Here is a 17,761-nt window from a genome sequence, read left to right as displayed (position 1 = left end):
GTCACTCACGCAACCTGTCCGCTCACATGATCCTGGGCCGCATCGAGAATGCGCGCCGTAATGATGGCGCCCGGCGCCACGTCCGTCGCCCCGGCGATCCGCGCCGGGGCGTAGGTTTCGGTGTGGCCATGGGCGATGCCGTCGGCCACCCGTTCGACCAGCACCGCCGCGGACCTGCCCACCAGACTGGCAAGATAGGCCGCCAGGCGCGCCTCGCCCGCCGCGCGCAGCCGCGCCGCGCGCTGCTTGCGCACCGCCTTGTCGACCGGGGGCATCCGCGCCGCCGGCGTGCCGGCCCGCTCGGAATAGGGAAAGACGTGCAGATAGGTCAGCCCGCAGTCATCGATCAGCCGCAACGTGTTGTCGAACATGGCGTCGGTTTCGGTGGGGAAACCGGCGATCAGATCGGCGCCGAACACCACGTCGGGGCGCGCCGCCTTGATGTCGGCGCAGAAGCGGATGGCGTCGTCGCGGCCGTGACGGCGCTTCATGCGCTTGAGCACCAGATCGTCGCCGGCCTGCAGCGACAGGTGCAGGTGCGGCATCAGGCGGGGCTCGCCGGTGATCGCCTCGACGAGGGCGGCATCCGCCTCGATGGAGTCGATCGACGACAGCCGCAGGCGCTTCAGTTCGGGCACCAGCTTGAGGATGCGCTGCACCAGATTGCCGAGGCTGGGCTGGCCCGGCAGGTCGGCGCCGTAGGAAGTGATGTCGACGCCGGTCAGCACCACCTCGTTGAAGCCGGCATCGACCAGCCGGCGGATGCGCTCCACCGCCAGCCCCGCCGGCACCGAGCGCGACGGGCCCCGACCGTAGGGGATGATGCAGAAGGTGCAGCGGTGGTCACAGCCGTTCTGCACCTCGACAAAGGCCCGCGAGCGCTCGGCGAAGCCGTCCAGCAGGTGGCCGGCGGTCTCGCGCACGCTCATGATGTCATTGACGCGGATGTGGGTGTTGGCGCCGTCGTCGAGGCGGAAGTTGCGCGCCTCCAGCTTCTCGGCGTTGCCGAGCACGCGGGCGACCTCGGGCATCCGGCCAAAGGTCTCGGGCTCGATCTGGGCGGCACAGCCGGTGACCAGGATACGGGCCTCGGGGTTGTCGCGCTTGAGCTTGCGGATCTGCTGGCGGGCCTGGCGCACCGCCTCGGCGGTGACGGCGCAGGTGTTGACCACCATCAGGTTGGGGTCGCCGGCGGCCTCGATGTGGGCCCGCATGGTCTCCGACTCATAGGCGTTCAACCGGCAGCCGAAGGTGATCACCCGGCCGTGGGTGCTCGGCTCGGGCACGGGTGTGAACTCGTCGGGGGCAGGCGCCAGCGTCATGGCCGGGGCTATACGGCAAAACGACGGACAAGGGAATGCGCCGGTCGGTCGCCGCCAACGCGGACCGGCATCGCGCCGCCTCTCAGCCCTTCATCACCGCCACGAACTCGTCGTTGAAACGATCCAGCATGGCGATCACCTCGCCGGACGCGGCCTCCAGCTCGCGTCGCCACTCGGTGGCCTGCTGGTGGTCGCCACGCCCCTGCGCGTGCAGCGCCTCCCGCCCGGCGGTATGGACCCGCCGATGTGGCTCCGCCATCTCCCGATAGGCCTTCAGCTCCAGTGTCATCTTGTCGTCGATGGTGTCGTACCAGCGGCCCAGCCGGCAACTGTGGTGGGTGCTGAGGTCGGCCGCGCGCAGTTGTTTGCGCCCTTCCAGGCCGTCCACCACGTTCGCGACCCAGGCCCGATGATCGTTCTTGGCCAGGTCCACCAGGTGGCGGGTGCTGTCCACCGCCAGCTGATTGACGACAGCGCCCGCCATCGGCGTCCCGGTGAATTCCAGGTTCAGCCCCTGCGCGGTGGCGACCACCCGGCAGGGCTGGGTATGACCCTGGAACTTCAGCAGCCCCTGCGCGCCCCTGTCGACGCCCTCGACGTTGCCGTTGACGGCATCGTCGACAAAGGCGCCATTCTCCGAAAGGTCGCGCATCACCACGTTCAGGATGCGCTCACCAAATGCCACCTGAGCATCGATATACACCGGCCGACGGCGGTGAGCGCGCCGGTCGGCGATGTCCGAAACCGTGCGGATGGCGCGGCTGAGCAACTGCGGCAGGGTGCCCAGTGCGTCTTTCAGGCGCACAGCGCTCGACTCCACCGTCTCGGTCGCCCTGGCGGACTCGTTGATGGCGCCTTCGACCTCGCCCATGCGATCGCGCACCTCGCGTGCCTTGTGCGCGACCTGCGCCACATTGTCGGCGATGCCGCTGGTCGCCGATGTCTGTTCCTCCACCGCGGCCGCAACCGCCTGCGAGTTGCCCTCGACCTCGTGAATCGCCGCGACGACACGACCGATGGCCTCCACGGCGGCCCGCACCGACGTCTGGATCCGTGTCACACGATCCTTGATATCCCGGGCGGCGCGTTCCGACTGGCCGGCCAGCCCCTTCACCTCCGAGGCCACCACCGCGAAGCCCTTGCCGGCCTCGCCGGCACGGGCGGCCTCGATAGTGGCATTGAGCGCCAGCAGGTTGGTCTCGCGGGCAATGTTGGTGATCAGCGCCAGGATATCGCCGATCTCGGCCGCCGAGCGATCAAGGTCCGAGACCACTGCCTTGGCGGTATCCGCCTCCTCGACGCTGCGGGCGGCCTGCCGGGCCGATACACTCACCTGCATGGAGATCTCGGTGATCGACTGGCGCAGTTCATCAGCGGCGCCGGCGACCGACTCCGAGGCCTCCAGGATGTCGGAGGAGGCCTGCGCCGCCGCATGGGCGCTGCCGATCATTGCATTGCGGTTCTGGTTCAGCGTGCCGACGCTGTCGGTCAGGAATGTCGTGAAGTGCTCGACGCTTTCCACCGAATCACGGGACTCGCTCTCAATGCCGATGACCATCGCCTCGACCTCGGCCATGCGCTGCTCGGTCATGCCGTCGAAATAGGCGGAGATCACCAGTTCGGTGTCGAGCATCACCGCCATCACCACCGCCTCGCGCGCCAGGCGCGCTTCGGCCGCATCGTGCACGCCCTCCTCAACCACGCGCAACAACTGGCGCAGGATGAAGGCGTAGCCACCGACATACCAGCGCGGCGAGAGACCGATACGCTGGTGGGCGCGCGCCACGGCGTCCACGGCCTGCTGGTAGCCGGCGTCATAATTGCCCGAGAGCATGCGCTGCCAGTGGCCGACCTGCGCCCGCTTGAGCATCTCGACCTTGCCGTCGCCGCGCAGCATTGGCGCAATCTCGGCGAAACGCCGGTTGTGGTCATAGAAACGATCGAGGATGCCGGGGATCGCGGCCGTCAACAGCGGCGCGACCCGCCGCAGCGCGGCGCACGACATGTCATCAAGACCCAGATATTCCAGCCGCCCAAGGATGTCCGCATCGCTCTCGTTGCGGTAGCTACGCATGGCTCGATGGTCAGCGGACGTCATCCCGGCAAATCCCTTATCAGCACGCGTCCACGGCTGTCAGGATACCGACACGGGACGCCAAACCACTCTTGGCGGCCATGGTTGCACCAGCCGGTTAAAACATGGTTATCCAATTGGATCGCAACGATGATATCGTCCGCACGGCGGATACCGCGGGCCTTGCGCGGCCCGCCCACCCGGCGCTGTCGACCGCCGCGCCCCCTTCGCCCGCCTACCCCTTTGCCCCCGCCCCTTGCCGGGACATGGTGCGCGGGCGGCGGCCTCAGACGTAGGCGGCGAGATCGACCGTGCCGGTGAAGGCCGTCGCCACCGGGCCGCCCATCAGGATGCGGTTGGCCCCGGTGATCTCGATGTTGAGCACGCCGCCGGGCAGGTGCACCGTCACCCGCCGTTCGGTGAGCCTGCGGCGCACCGCCGCCGCCACGGTGGCGCAGGCGCCGGTGCCGCACGACAGGGTGAGGCCGGCGCCGCGTTCCCACACCCGCAGCTTCAGCTCGTTGCGATCGACGATCTGGGCGACATTGACGTTGACCCGCTCCGGGAACAGTGGGTCGCGCTCGATCAGCGGCCCCAGCCGGGCGAGATCGACCTTGGTCACGTCCTCGACGAAAAAGATCACATGCGGGTTGCCGACATTGGCCGCCGAGGGCGCGCCAAGCAGCTCCCAGCCCACCGGCATGGTCAGCGTATCCATCGGCATCGACAGCGGAATATCCTGCCAGTCGAAGCGCGGCACCCCCATGTCGACGGTCGCCGTTCCCGCCTCCAGCGAGGCGGTCAGCAGGTCAGCCTTGGTGCGGATGCGCACCGCCTCGCGGCCCACCAGGGAGGCGACACAGCGGGTGGCGTTGCCGCAGGCGGCAACCTCGCTGCCGTCGGCATTGTAGATGCGCATGAACACGTCCGCCTTCGACCCGTCGTCGGGCGCGGCCTCCATGACGATCAGCTGGTCGCAGCCGATGCCGGTCTGGCGATGGCTCAGGCGCCGCACCATGTCGGTGGTCAGCGCCAGCGGTTGCTCGCGCGCGTCGAAGATCACGAAATCGTTGCCGAGTCCGTGCATCTTGACGAACGAACGAAGGGTGCTGGACGGGGTGCTCATGCTGTCGATTTAGAAGCCGGCGTTACCGATGTCTAGGCGGCGTCGTGCACCACCTGCGCCGGCGCATGCCAGCGGGCCAGCAGCGCTGCCTTGCGTGCCTCGGCCTCGTCCATGCTGGCTTCCTTCACCGGGCCGAAGCCGCGGATCTGGTCCGGCAGGCCGGCGATCTCCACCGCCAGCGCCAGCCGGTCGGCGTCGAGACCGGCCAGCAGTTCGTCCACCAGCGCCTCGTAAGTCGCGATCCACGCCCGTTCACGCCGACGCTCCGCCGTGTAGCCGAACGGATCGAAGGCGGTGCCGCGCAGCCCCTTGAGCCGGGCCAGCAGCCGGAAGGAGCCGAGCGCCCAGCCGCCCACCGCGATCTTGCGCGGCCGGCCGGTGTTGGGATCGAGCCGCGTCAGCAGCGGCGGCGACAGATGCAGCTTGAGTCCCTTGTGGGCAGCGAACTGCGCCTGCAGTGTCTCGGCAAAGCGGCCATCGGTATAGAGCCGCGCCACCTCATACTCGTCCTTGTAGGCCATCAGCTTGAAGGCGTTGTGGGCCACCGTCAGCGCCAGCGCTTGCGACCCCGGCGCCACCGCCTGCTCGGCGGCGCGCACGCGCGCCACCAGGGCAGCGTAGCGCCCGGCATAGGCCGCGTTCTGGTAGGCCGTCAGTTCCTCGACCCGGCGGGCGACCACCTCGTCGAGCGTGGTGGCGACCGGCGCCGGCGCCCGGCCATGAGCCTGCTCGATCAGTCGGCTGACCGCCGCCGGATCGTGCGCCAGCAGGCGCCCAAGCGCGAAGGCACGCCGATTGGACGGAATTGCCACGCCGTTGAGCACGATTGCCTGGTCAAGGCTCTCGAAGCTCAGCGGCACGCGGCCGCGCTGCCAGGCATAGCCCAGCATCATCATGTTGGTGGCGATGGCGTCACCCATGACCGCTACGGCAACCTTCTCGGCGGCGACGAAATCCGACGCCGCCGGATTGGTCGCGCTGGCAATCGCCTTTTCCACCTGGGCCGCCTTGAAGTCGAAGTCGCGGTTGCGGACGAAATCCGCGACCGGCGCGATGGCGCTGTTGACCACTGCCGCGGTCCGTTGCGGGTCCAGCAGGTCCTGGGCGGCCGGTGACGTCGCCGTCACCGCGTCGCAAGCCAGCAGCAGATCGCAGCCGGCGGCGATGATGCGCGGGCTCAGCAGGTCATCGTTGCTGGCACCCAGCCGGACGTGGGAATAGACCGCCCCGCCCTTCTGGGCGAGACCGGCCATGTCGGCGGTGGTCGAGGCCTTGCCGTCGATGTGCGCCGCCATGCCGAGCAGCGCCGAGACGGTGAGCACACCGGTACCACCGATGCCGGTGACGAAGATGTTGTAGTCGCGCTCCAGCGGCGGCAGCGCCGGCAGCGGCACGCCGGCGGCGAAATCGGTGTCCCTGGGCAGCGCCGGCCTGGCGATCTGCGGCCCTTCCACGGTCACGAAGCTGGGGCAGAAGCCCTTGAGACAGGAGAAGTCCTTGTTGCAGCTCGACTGGTTGATGGTGCGCTTGCGACCGAACTCGGTTTCCAGCGGCTCCACCGACACGCAGTTGGACTGCACCGAACAGTCACCGCAGCCCTCGCACACCAGCGGATTGATCATCACCCGCTGGTCGGGATCGGGGAACTGGCCGCGTTTGCGCCGGCGGCGCTTCTCGGCGGCACAGGTCTGGTCGTAGATGATGACGGTGCAGCCCGGCAGCTCGCGGAACTCGCGCTGCAGCCGGTCCATCACCGCCCGCTCGTGCAGCTCGACGCCATCGGGCAGCTTGACGCCGGTGTAGCGCGACAGATCCTCTGTGACGACGGCGATCTTGCGCACGCTCTCGCCCACCAGCTGCTGGGCGATTTCCGGCACCGTCAGCTCGCCGTCGACATGCTGGCCGCCGGTCATCGCCACGGCATCGTTGTAGAGAATCTTGTAGGTGACATTGACCCCGGCGGCGACCGCCTGGCGGATGGCGAGAATGCCGGAATGGAAATAGGTGCCATCGCCCAGATTGCAGAACACGTGCTTGTCGGTGGTGAACGGCGCCTCGCCGACCCAGGTCACGCCCTCGCCGCCCATCTGCGTGAAGGTGTCGGTGTTGCGATCCATCCACAGCGCCATGATGTGGCAGCCGATGCCCGCGAAGGCGCGACTGCCCGCCGGCACCTTGGTCGAACTGTTGTGCGGGCAGCCGGAGCAGAAATAGGGCTTGCGCACCACCGGTGGCGCCACCGCCTTGCGGGCCTTGTCGCGGGCGTTGAAGAATGCCAGCCGCTCGACAATGCGTTCGGAGGAATGAATGCGCGCCAGCCGCCGGGCGATGACATGCGCGATCTCGCCCAGCGTCAGCTCGTTGTCCGGGTGCAGCAGCCAGTCGCCGGCCTCGTCCTGCTTGCCGACCACGCGCGGGCGTACCTTTTCGTCCCAATTGTAGAGCTGCCACTTCAGCTGGTGCTCGATGAACTCGCGCTTTTCCTCGATGACCAGCACTTCCTCCAGGCCTTCGCAGAACTGGCGCACGCCATCGGGTTCCAGCGGCCAGGGCATGCCGACCTTGTAGAGCTTCAAGCCGATGTCGGCGGCCACCTGCTCGTCGATGCCCAGCTCGGCCAGCGCCTGCAGCGTATCGGCGTAGGACTTGCCGGCGGAAATGATGCCGATGCGCGGCCTCGGGCTGTCCCAGATCACCCGGTCGATCTTGTTGGCCTTGGCAAAGGCCAGCGCCGCGAAGCCCTTGTAGAACTGCAGCCGGGAATCCTCCTCGCGCCAGCTGTCGGACAGGCGGATGTGCACGCCCCCCTGGGGCAGTTCGAAATTGGGCACCCTGATCTCGCGCTGCTCCACCGCCAGATCAACGGTGGCGGAGGACTCGACGGTATCGGACGTCACCTTGAGGCCGACCCAGCAGCCGGAATAGCGGGACATGGCGATGCCGAGCAGGCCGTATTCGACGAACTCGTGGACGCTGGCGGGGTAGAGGAACGGCACGAAGGCCGCCTTGAAATTATGGTCCGACTGGTGCGGCAGGGTCGAGGACTTGGCGCCATGGTCATCGCCGACGATGGCCAGCACGCCACCATGCGGCGCGGTGCCGGCGGCATTGGCATGCTTCAGCACGTCCATCGCGCGGTCGAGGCCCGGTCCCTTGCCGTACCAGATGCCGAACACGCCATCGACGGTGGCGCCAGGGCGCAGGCCGACCTGCTGGCTGCCCCAGACCGCGGTCATGCCCAGCTCTTCATTGACGCCCGGACGAAAGACGATGTTGCTGGCCTCCAGCAACTTGCCGGCGCGCCACAGTTCCTGGTCGTAGTTGCCCAGCGGCGAGCCCCGATAGCCGGAAATGAACGCGCCGGTCTTCAGCCCGGCGGCCTTGTCGCGGGCAATCTGGATCAGCGGCAGACGCACCAGCGCCTGCAAACCGCTCATGAACACCGTGCCCGATTCCCGGGTGTATTTGTCGTCGAGCGAGACCACCTTGCCGGTTGATGTCATGGCTTCCTCCCTGCCGATTTATGGCAGCAATACTGCTATAATTTTATTTCACAGTAAAGAGGGAATGTTGCGAGGAGCCTGGTTCCGCTGCGGCGCCATCACCCCCGGCACATGCGCCACGGCGGCCCGACTGATCACCAGACGACGAACCGGGTCCGATATCGGACCAGGAGAGTTTTTTGCACTCGCGGGACGCCCTTGCAACACACTATCAGTAAGCACTAGGGTTGAGCCGGCGCGCTTCGCGGCGGCTGTTTTCCCTTTATCATAATGTCCCTGTTCTGGCGGTGTCCATGCGTCGTGCTGCAACCCTTGCCCTCCTGATGGCGTCGCTCGCCACCCTTGCCGGTTGCAGCGAGGGTGACGCCGGCAAATCGCGCGGCGGCGGCAATGGCGGCGGCATGCCGCCAACGGCAGTGATCGCCACCACCATCGCCGATCATGATTTCGTGGATCGCATCGAGGCCATCGGCACCGCTTATGCCCGTGAGTCGGTGGTCATTTCCGCCAACGTTACCGAGCGGGTGAAGACGCTGCATTTCGACGACGGCGTGCTTGTGCGCAAGGGACAGGTGCTGGCGGAACTGGATCACGCCGAGGAGCAAGGCGCCCTTGTCGAGGCCCGCGCCCGGCTGCGCGAGGCGCAACTGCAACTGGAGCGCATCCAGCAGCTCCAGACGCGCGGCTTCGCCACCAGCGCCCGCCTCGACACGCAGATCGCCGAGCGCGATGCCGCGCGCGGCACCATCGATGCCATTCAGGCCCGTATCGCTGACCGGGTGATCCGTGCGCCGTTCACCGGTATTGCCGGGCTGCGCCGGGTCTCCCCCGGCCTGATTGTCACGGCCGGCACGCCGATCGTGCAGGTCAGCGACATCGCCCAGGTGAAACTCGATTTCACCATTCCGGAGAGTTACCTCAGCGTCGTTCGAGTCGGTCAGGAAGTACGGGCCCGGGCGGCAGCATTCAACAACCAGCCGTTCACGGGCCGGATCGAGGCGATCGACCCGCAGGTCGATGCCGTGACCCGTGCCATCAGCGTGCGCGCCATCATCCCCAACCCCGACTTCAAACTCAAACCGGGCATGCTGCTGACGGTGGACATCGTACGTCAGACCCGGCGGGCACTGGCGGTGCCGGAACTGGCGGTAATCGGCGAACAGGACCGCAAGTTCGTCTATGTCATCGACCCGCAGACCAAGAAGGTGGCCAAGACGCGCATCCTCACCGGCGAACGCGAGCCGGGTTTCGTCGAGGTCACCTCCGGTGTCGGCAGGGGCGCGCTGATCGTCGCCGAAGGCACGGTCAAGATGCGGGACGGATCGCCGGTGACCGTACTGAAAACGGTGAGCGCCGAACCGGGCGTGCCCGGCCGCGCGAGCTGAGGCCGCGTCATGCGTCTTTCCGACATCGCCGTTCGCCGCCCCGTCGCCGCCGCCGTTCTCAGCCTGCTGATTGTCGCCTTCGGCGCCTTGTCCTTCCTGCAGCTGCCGCTGCGCGAATATCCCAACATCGACGTGCCCATCGTCTCGGTGGACGTGACCTACACCGGCGCCGCGGCCGCCGTGATCGAAAGTCGCATCACCCAGGTGATCGAGGATCGCCTGTCCGGCATCGAGGGCGTGAAGGCGATCACGTCGTCGAGCCGCGACGGCCGCTCGGATATCAGCATTGAGTTCGACATCAACCGCGACATCGACGATGCCGCCAATGACGTGCGCGACCGGGTGTCGGGCGTGCTCGACAACCTGCCGGAGGAAGCCGACCCTCCCGAGGTCAGCAAGGTCGACGCCGACGCCCAGCCGATCATGTTTGTTGGCTTCTTCAGCTCGAAGCACAATCAGCTCGAACTGACCGACTATGCCGACCGGTATATCGTCGACCGCTTCAGCGCGCTGAGCGGCGTTGCCCAGGTGCGCATCTTCGGTCAGGCCCGCCCCTCAATGAGGGTTTGGCTTGACCGCCAGCGCCTCACCGCCTTCGGCATGACGACGGTGGATGTCGAAGCGGCGCTGCGGCGGCAGAATGTCGAGCTGCCGGCGGGGCGCATCGAGTCCCGCGATGTCAACCTGACGGTGCGTGTCGCCCGCCCCTACACCACGCCTGAGGAATTCGCCCAGCTGGTGATCGGCCGCGGCACCAACGGCTATCTGGTCCGTCTGGGCGATGTCGGCCGGGTCGAGGTCAGCGCCGAAAATCCCTACACCGGCTTCCGCGGCAACGGCCAGGCAATGGTCGGTCTTGGCATTGTTCGCCAGTCCAACGCCAACACGGTGGCGGTCGCCCACGCGGTGCGGGCGCTGATCCCCGAAGTCAACCGCACCCTGCCGGAAGGCATGGAAATCAGCGTCAATTTCGATTCCTCGGTGTTCATCGACGAGTCGATCAAGAAGGTCTACCACACGCTGGCCGAGGCCGCGGTACTCGTGGTTGTGGTCATCTTCCTGTTCCTGGGGTCGGTGCGCGCCACCTTGATGCCGGCGCTCGCGGTGCCGATCAGCCTCGTTGGCGCCTTCATCGTGCTGGCGGCCCTGGGCTATTCCATCAACCTGCTGACCCTGCTGGCGCTGGTGCTGGCCATCGGCCTTGTTGTCGACGACGCCATCGTCGTGCTGGAGAACGTCTACCACCGGATCGAGAATGGCGAGACGCCGCTGGTCGCCTCGTTCAGGGGCGCAGGCCAGGTCAGCTTCGCCGTGATCGCCTCGACTCTGGTGGTGATCGCCGTGTTCGTGCCGGTGATCTTCATCGGCGGCAACACCGGCCGCCTGTTCAGGGAACTGGCGGCGACCATGATCGGGGCCGTCGGCGTGTCGCTGATCGTCTCGCTGACGCTCACGCCCATGATGTGTTCCAAGATCCTGTCGAGCCAGCGCCGGCCGAGCCGCCTCAACCAGTGGGTCGATGGCGCCATGACCCGGCTGGGCGCCAGCTACCGCCGTCGCCTTGGCCTGCTGCTGGAGCGATTCTGGATTGTCGTCGCTGCCGCCGTGGGCATCCTGGTGCTCACGGTTGCCGGCCTGGCGCTGCTCAAGGGCGAACTGGTGCCAGAGGAAGATACCGGCCTGGTGTTCATCAATGCCACCGGCCCGGAAGGCCTTGGCTACGACAAGCTGCTGGCCGACATGCTTGAGGTAGAGCGCCGGCTGATGCCCATGACCGGTACTGACGGCCCCGTCCACCGGCTGGTCATCCGCACGCCCGGCAACTTCGGCAACACCGCCGATTTCAGCACCGGTGGCGGCACCCTGGCCCTGAAACACTGGAACGAGCGCGATCAGACCACCAAGGAGGTCATCGAGGAGATCAAGCAGCGGCTGAACGACATGCCAGGCATGCGCACCAACGCCAACCAGCGTTCCTCGCTGGGCGGCCGCGGCCGGCCGGTGCAGTTCGTCATCGGCGGCTCGTCCTTCAGCGATCTGGCGCAGGCACGTGATGCCATCATGCTGGCGGCGGAATCCTACCCCGGCCTGGTCGGGCTGGATGCCGACTACCGCGAGACCAAGCCGCAACTGCTGATCGACATCGACACCACCCGTGCCGCCGATCTCGGTGTTTCCGTCACCGCCATCGGCGAGACCCTGCAGACCATGATGGGTTCGCGCAAGGTCAGCACCTACACCGACCGCGGCGAGGAGTATGACGTGCTGGTGCAGGCGCAGCGTGGCGACCGTCTCTCGGTGCGCGATCTTTCCAACACCTACGTACGATCGCTGACCACCAACGAGTTGATCCCGCTCTCCAATCTGGTGCGGATGCGCGAGACGGCGGACGCTGGCACGCTGGGCCGCTACAACAAGCTGCGCGCCATCACCCTGGAGGCCAACGTCGCCCCCGGCTACTCGCTGGGCGAGGTACTGGACTTTCTTGAAGCGGAGGCCCTCAAACAGCCTGCTGTCGCCGCGGTCGGCTACAAGGGCGAGTCCCGCGATTACCGCGAGTCCGGCTCATCGCTCACCTTCGCGCTGATTCTGGCGATCGTCGTCATCTATCTGGTGCTGGCGGCCCAGTTCGAGAGCTTCATCCATCCGGTGACGATCATCCTCACCGTGCCGCTGGCCATTGGCGGCGCCGTCCTCGGACTGCATCTGATGGGGGCGACCCTCAACATCTACAGTCAGATCGGCATCATCATGCTGGTCGGTCTGGCGACCAAGAACGGTATCCTGATCGTCGAGTTCGCCAACCAGCTGCGCGACGCGGGACGGACCGTCACCGAGGCGATCCAGGAGGCCGCCGAGCGGCGACTTCGCCCGATCCTGATGACCTCCATCGCCACCGTCGCTGGCGCGCTGCCGCTGATGCTCGCCGGCGGCGCCGGTGCGGCCTCCCGCCAGGCCATCGGCATCGTCATCGTCTGGGGCGTGTCCATCGCCACCGTGCTGACACTGTTCCTGGTGCCGGTCTTCTATCGCCGCCTGGCACCGTTCACGCGGTCGCCGGACGCCGTGTCGCGCGATCTCGACGGTCAGCTCGGGCACCAGGAGGCTGCCCCGGCAGAGTGATACCAGGTGCCGGCGGCCGCGCCGTAACGATTGCACCGGTCTGCGCTGCCCGGCATCATGGCGTCGGTGGATGAGGCATGAGGGGACTACGGGCATGACCACATCGTCATGGTGGCGCGTACTCGGCGCGCGTCTGCGGCGCGCCGGCGTGGCGGCGTCCGGCGACACTCCGGCGCCGGAATCCCCCGCTCCCGACATCGCCGCAGCCGCTCCGGGTGCGGACTGCGACGTCGCGACCCGTGTCGACATGCTGATGCGCGCCGCCGACATGCACCTGCGCCGCGCTGTCGCGCTCGCCGAGACCGAATGGAAGGTGACCATCCTGTTCTGGGGCGGCATGGTCACCACCGGCATCTCCTTCATCGCCTATTCCAGCGGCTCCTCGCCACCGATGGCCAACTACATCGCCTACAGCGACTGGGTATTCTTCCTTGCCTACATGCTGGCCGCCGGCGTGTTCCTTTTCGGCTTCAGCATCAACCAGGCGACCTCGATCATCGAGGAGCGGCGACAGTATCAGGCCTGCCAGAACGAGGCTGCGGCGCTGGCCGGCGTCACCGCCCGCGCCCGCACCGGCGGCCAGCTCGCCGATCCTCAGGCACCGCTGCACTGGACCCTGTTCCTGCGCAGCAAGGTGTGGACCACCAAGGCGATGGCCACCTACTTGTTTATCACCGGGGTCTGGATTTCCTCCCAGTGGCTGGCGCATGGCCGGGTGGCACTGGCCGGTGGCGCCGGACCGGAAGCCGAACACTTTCCCAATCCGGCGTGCGCCTTCGCCGACTGCCACATGGACAACAGCTTCGACTGGAATGATTCGCTGGAGCCCGGCACCTGGCTGTGGCTGCTGGGCTTTCTGCTGGTGACGTTCCTGTTCGTGCGAAGCTTCCGTGCAGGTGATCGCTGACAGCGGCGGGCGGCGGCGCTAGTTTGGCGGCCATGACCGAGTCGCCGTTCGTCCACCTGCGCGTCCATTCCGCCTATTCGATGCTGGAAGGCTCGCTGCATGCCGGCGACATCGCCAAGCTATGCGCCAAACACCGGATGCCGGCAGCGGCACTGGTGGACCGCAACGTGCTGTTCGGCGCCATGGAGTTTTCCGACTATCTGATGGACAAGGGCGTGCAGCCGATCATCGGCGTGCTGCTGGGTCTGCTGCGGCCGGGCAGCGACAGCCACCCCATCCACGCCAAGCCGACCTTCGACAGCCTGGTGCTGCTGGCCCAGAACCCGACGGGCTATGCCAACCTGATCCGGCTGGTGTCGCGCGCCCACCTCGACGTGCAGCCGCACGAACCGCCGCATGTGCGGCTGGAAACGCTGGAGGGCTGCACCGACGGGCTGATCTGCCTCACCGCCGGCTATGAGGGCGCGGTCGCCCGCCTGCTCGCCGACGGCCAGGACGATGCCGCGCGCGACTATCTGGCCCGGCTGAAGCTGCTGTTCCCGGGCCGGCTGTATATCGAGCTGACCCGGCTGGGGGACGCGGCCGAAGCCGTCGCCGAGCCCAAGCTGCTGGATTTCGCCGATGCCTTCGACCTGCCGCTGGTCGCCACCAACCCGGTGCTCTACCCCGCCCCCGAGTTCCACGCCGCGCACGACGCCATGCTGTGCATCGCCGACTCGGCCTATGTCGACGCGCAGGAGCGCCGCCGCTCCAACCCGGAGACCTGGTTCAAGTCGCCCGCCGACATGGCGACGCTGTTCGCCGACGTGCCGGAGGCGCTCGTCAACACCGCGGTCATCGCCCGACGCTGCGCCGTCGCCGCCCCCAGCCGCAAGCCGATCCTGCCCAACTACGCGCCCGGCACCTCGGAGGCCGAGGTGCTCGCGGAGATGGCGCGCAAGGGCCTGATGGCGCGGCTGGAGAAACATGTCTATGCGCCCGACGACGATGCGGCCGCCCGCGAGGCCAAGGGCCGCCCCTACTGGGAACGGCTGGACTACGAGGTCGGCATCATCACCCAGATGGGCTTTCCCGGCTACTTCCTGATCGTCGCCGACTTCATCCAGTGGGCCAAGGACAACGGCATCCCGGTGGGGCCGGGCCGCGGTTCGGGCGCCGGCTCGCTGGTCGCCTGGGCGCTGACCATCACCGACCTCGACCCGTTGCGGCTGGGCCTGCTGTTCGAACGCTTCCTCAACCCGGAACGCGTGTCGATGCCCGACTTCGACATCGATTTCTGCGAAACCCGGCGTGGCGAGGTGATCCGCTACGTCCAGCGCAAATACGGCCACGACCAGGTGGCGCAGATCATCACCTTCGGCAAGCTCAAGGCCCGCGCCGTGGTGAAGGACGTCGGTCGCGTGCTGCAGATGTCCTACGGCCAGGTCGACGCGATCTCGAAGCTGATCCCCAACAACCCGGCCAACCCGATGACACTGCAGGAGGCGCTCGACGCGGTGCCAGAGCTGCGCCACAAACGGCATCAGGAACGCGGTGCCGACAAGCTGTTCGACGTCGCGCTGAAGCTCGAAGGCCTGTATCGCCACGCCTCGACCCACGCCGCCGGCGTGGTGATCGGCGACCGGCCGCTCGACCAGCTGGTGCCGCTGTACCGCGATCCGCGATCCGACATGCCGGTCACCCAGTTCGACATGAAGTGGGTGGAAAAGGCCGGTCTGGTGAAGTTCGACTTCCTCGGCCTGAAAACGCTCTCCGTGCTGCAGCGCGCCGTCGACCTGCTGAAGAAGCGCGGCATCGCGCTCGATCTGTCGAAAATCCCCTGGGACGACCAGGGCGCCTTCGATCTGCTGGCCCGGGGCGACACCGTCGGCGTGTTCCAGCTCGAAAGTGAAGGCATGCGCCGCACGCTGGCGCTGGTGAAGCCGGACAAGTTCGAGGACATCATCGCGCTGGTCGCGCTCTATCGCCCCGGCCCGATGGACAACATCCCGACCTACGCCAACCGCAAGCACGGCGCGGAAGCACCGGATTATCTCCACCCGTGGCTGGAGGAGGTGCTGGCGGAAACCTACGGCGTCATCATCTACCAGGAACAGGTGATGCAGATCGCCCAGATCCTCGCCGGCTACAGTCTCGGCGAAGCCGATCTGCTGCGCCGCGCCATGGGCAAGAAGAAGAAGGAGGAGATGGACGCCCAGAAGGCCCGCTTCCTCGAAGGCGCGCGCGCCAAGCAGGTGGACGAGGCGCAGGCCGACTATATCTTCGAACTGGTGGCGAAATTCGCCGGTTACGGCTTCAACAAGAGCCATGCCGCCGCCTACGCGCTGGTCGCCTACCAGACCGCCTACATGAAGGCCAATTACCCGGTGGAGTTCTTCGCCGCCTCGATGGCCTACGACATCACCTCCACCGACAAGCTGGCGCTGTTCATCGACGACATGAAGCGGCTGGGCATCAAGGCGCTGGCCCCCGACATCAACGAGTCGGAGGCCGACTTCACGGTGCAGCCGATCCCCGCCGCCGATGGTGGTGAGCCAGACTATGCCGTGCGTTACGCGCTGGCGGCGCTCAAGGGCGTCGGCGAAAAGGCGATGGAAGGACTGGTGGCCGAACGCGAGGCCAACGGCCGGTTCAAGGACCTCGCCGACTTCGCCGCCCGCATCGACCCCCGCCAGGTCAACAAGAAGCAGCTGGAAAGCCTCGCCGCCGGCGGCGCTTTCGACAGCCTGGAACCCAACCGTGCCGTCGCCTGCGCGGCGGTGGAACAGATTCTCGCCCAGGCAGCGGTGGCGGCGGAGGAACGCGCCAGCGCCCAGGTCAGCCTGTTCGGCGACGCGACAGGCGGCCCCGGCGTGACGCTGGTGCTGCCGCGCGTCGAGGCCTGGCCGCTGGCGACGCTGATGGACAAGGAGCGCGACGCCTTCGGCTTCTTCTTCTCCGCCCACCCGCTGGACGCCTATCTGCATGTGCTGAAGGCGCAGAACGTCGTCACCTACGCCCAGGCGATCGCCCAGGAGCCCCCGATGAGCGGCAACCGGGCGCCGGTGACGCTGGCCGGCATGGTGCAAGGCGCCCGCTGGCGCACGCCGCCGCCGCGCGATGGCAAGCAGGGCAACCGCTACCTGCTGTGCGACATCTCCGACCAGTCCGGCCAGTACATGGCCAGCTGCTTCTCGGAAGAAGCCCAGCCGGAGGTCGAGCGGCTGGCCCAGTCCGGCGAGCTGGCGCTGATCAGCGGCGAGCTGCTGTGGCGCGACGGCGAGGACACGCCGCGCATCACCCTGCGCGGCGTGACGCCGCTCGACGCGCTGGCCGAACGCACCCGCGCTGAACTGACGGTGTTCCTGCGCGAGCCCGGCGCGCTGCACGATCTCTCCCGCGTGCTGGAGCGCGCCCGGGGCGGCGCGGGGCGGATCAAGCTGCACCTGCTGCTGGACGGCCTCGACAAGACCGCCGAGATCACCCTGCCCGAGCGCTTCCGCGTCGACCCCAACCTCGGCCGCGCGCTGAAATCGCTCAACGGCGTCGTCGACGCCCAGATGACGCAGTAAGCGCCTCACCCTGTCATGCCGCCGTTGGCGCCGGCGCTCAGATACCAGTGCCGGACGCGCCGGCGCTCAGATGCCGATGGGCGTGCCCACAGGCCCGGGATCGGCGGCCGACGGCGCATCCGGGGCGGCCGGAGCCGACCGGCGCAGCGGCCGGCAGCGGTCCGCCCACTGTTCGGCGCGGGCCAGCGCCTTTTCCAGCGCCGCCATGGTCGTCCCCATGTCCTCGCTGTCGTCGTCGAGCCAGGTGCGGACGACCTTGAGGTACAGCCCGCCCAGTGCGGCGACGCGGGCCATGCCGGCGACGCCCATGGTGCCGACACCCGCCGTCTCCGCCAGCAGCGCCAGTGAACGCGGCAGGCGAGTGGCGAAGAACGCCGCCAATGCCGGGTCGCGCCGGGCCGCCCGCATCAGCGCGCGGATCGCCGGCCGATGCCGTGCCAGCGCGTCAAACCGCGCCATCAGCAGCTCGAACAGCCGGTCGCGCACGCCCATGCTGCCGCCCGCGTCGTCGGCGGCCTTGAGCGCGGCGGCATCAGCCCGGCGGCCGACCGCCGCCAGCATCTCGAAGCGGTCTCCGGCGGTCTCCAGCACCACGGCCGGCGAGACCCCCAGACGCGCTGCCACCGCCGCCACGCTCGCCGCCGGCCAGCCCGTCTCGGCGATCAGGGCGAGAAACGCGTCAAGGCACTCGTGACGAGTGGGGTGGGTCTTGCTGCTCATGGCCAGCGTCCTTCCGTTATCCAGTGAAGGTCTCGCTTCAGGCTGACTCC

At 67.6% G+C, this 17,761-nt stretch carries 9 protein-coding genes; 4 read left to right on the top strand and 5 right to left on the bottom strand.

The window, feature by feature from the left end; translation table 11 throughout:
- Window positions 1–5: 5 nt before the first annotated feature.
- The 4 genes from mtaB to ABU113_RS00940 form a co-directional block, all read right to left on the bottom strand.
- On the bottom strand, window positions 6–1,322 hold the full coding sequence (mtaB, locus tag ABU113_RS00955) for a tRNA (N(6)-L-threonylcarbamoyladenosine(37)-C(2))-methylthiotransferase MtaB (RefSeq protein WP_454557591.1): 1,317 nt from the start codon (window positions 1,320–1,322) through the stop codon (window positions 6–8).
- A gap of 82 nt (window positions 1,323–1,404) precedes the next feature.
- On the bottom strand, window positions 1,405–3,396 hold the full coding sequence (locus tag ABU113_RS00950; RefSeq protein WP_454557590.1) for a protoglobin domain-containing protein: 1,992 nt from the start codon (window positions 3,394–3,396) through the stop codon (window positions 1,405–1,407).
- Between the two features lie 286 nt (window positions 3,397–3,682).
- Complete coding sequence (gene dapF / locus ABU113_RS00945) at window positions 3,683–4,522, bottom strand: diaminopimelate epimerase (RefSeq protein WP_454557589.1); 840 nt, start codon at window positions 4,520–4,522, stop codon at window positions 3,683–3,685.
- Between the two features lie 32 nt (window positions 4,523–4,554).
- The gene (locus ABU113_RS00940) at window positions 4,555–8,025 is read right to left on the bottom strand and encodes an indolepyruvate ferredoxin oxidoreductase family protein (RefSeq protein ID WP_454557588.1); all 3,471 of its coding nucleotides are present in this window, start codon (window positions 8,023–8,025) and stop codon (window positions 4,555–4,557) included.
- 293 nt (window positions 8,026–8,318) lie between these two features.
- Between ABU113_RS00940 and ABU113_RS00935 the strand changes: the two genes are divergently transcribed.
- From ABU113_RS00935 to dnaE, 4 genes are all read left to right on the top strand, one after another.
- Complete coding sequence (locus tag ABU113_RS00935; RefSeq protein WP_454557587.1) at window positions 8,319–9,410, top strand: efflux RND transporter periplasmic adaptor subunit; 1,092 nt, start codon at window positions 8,319–8,321, stop codon at window positions 9,408–9,410.
- Window positions 9,411–9,419: 9 nt separating this feature from the next.
- Window positions 9,420–12,533, top strand: a complete 3,114-nt coding sequence (locus ABU113_RS00930; protein ID WP_454557586.1) for an efflux RND transporter permease subunit — start codon at window positions 9,420–9,422, stop codon at window positions 12,531–12,533.
- A 94-nt stretch (window positions 12,534–12,627) separates the two neighbouring features.
- Window positions 12,628–13,440 carry a hypothetical protein gene (locus ABU113_RS00925; protein WP_454557585.1) on the top strand — a complete coding sequence of 271 codons (813 nt, stop codon included), beginning with the start codon at window positions 12,628–12,630 and terminating at the stop codon, window positions 13,438–13,440.
- A 32-nt stretch (window positions 13,441–13,472) separates the two neighbouring features.
- The gene (gene dnaE / locus ABU113_RS00920) at window positions 13,473–16,991 is read left to right on the top strand and encodes a DNA polymerase III subunit alpha (protein WP_454557584.1); all 3,519 of its coding nucleotides are present in this window, start codon (window positions 13,473–13,475) and stop codon (window positions 16,989–16,991) included.
- A gap of 66 nt (window positions 16,992–17,057) precedes the next feature.
- On the opposite strand, the gene ABU113_RS00915 is transcribed toward dnaE, so the two are convergent.
- Window positions 17,058–17,711 (bottom strand): hypothetical protein, encoded by a 654-nt coding sequence (locus ABU113_RS00915; protein ID WP_454557583.1) that lies wholly within the window; start codon window positions 17,709–17,711, stop codon window positions 17,058–17,060.
- Window positions 17,712–17,761 lie beyond the last annotated feature (50 nt).

It is taken from the genome of Parapedomonas caeni (genome assembly GCF_041060555.1).
Lineage (GTDB): Bacteria > Pseudomonadota > Alphaproteobacteria > Sphingomonadales > Sphingomonadaceae > CAUJIW01.
Note: the sequence above shows the minus strand (reverse complement) of the source record. Positions and strands in the feature narration are given on the sequence as shown.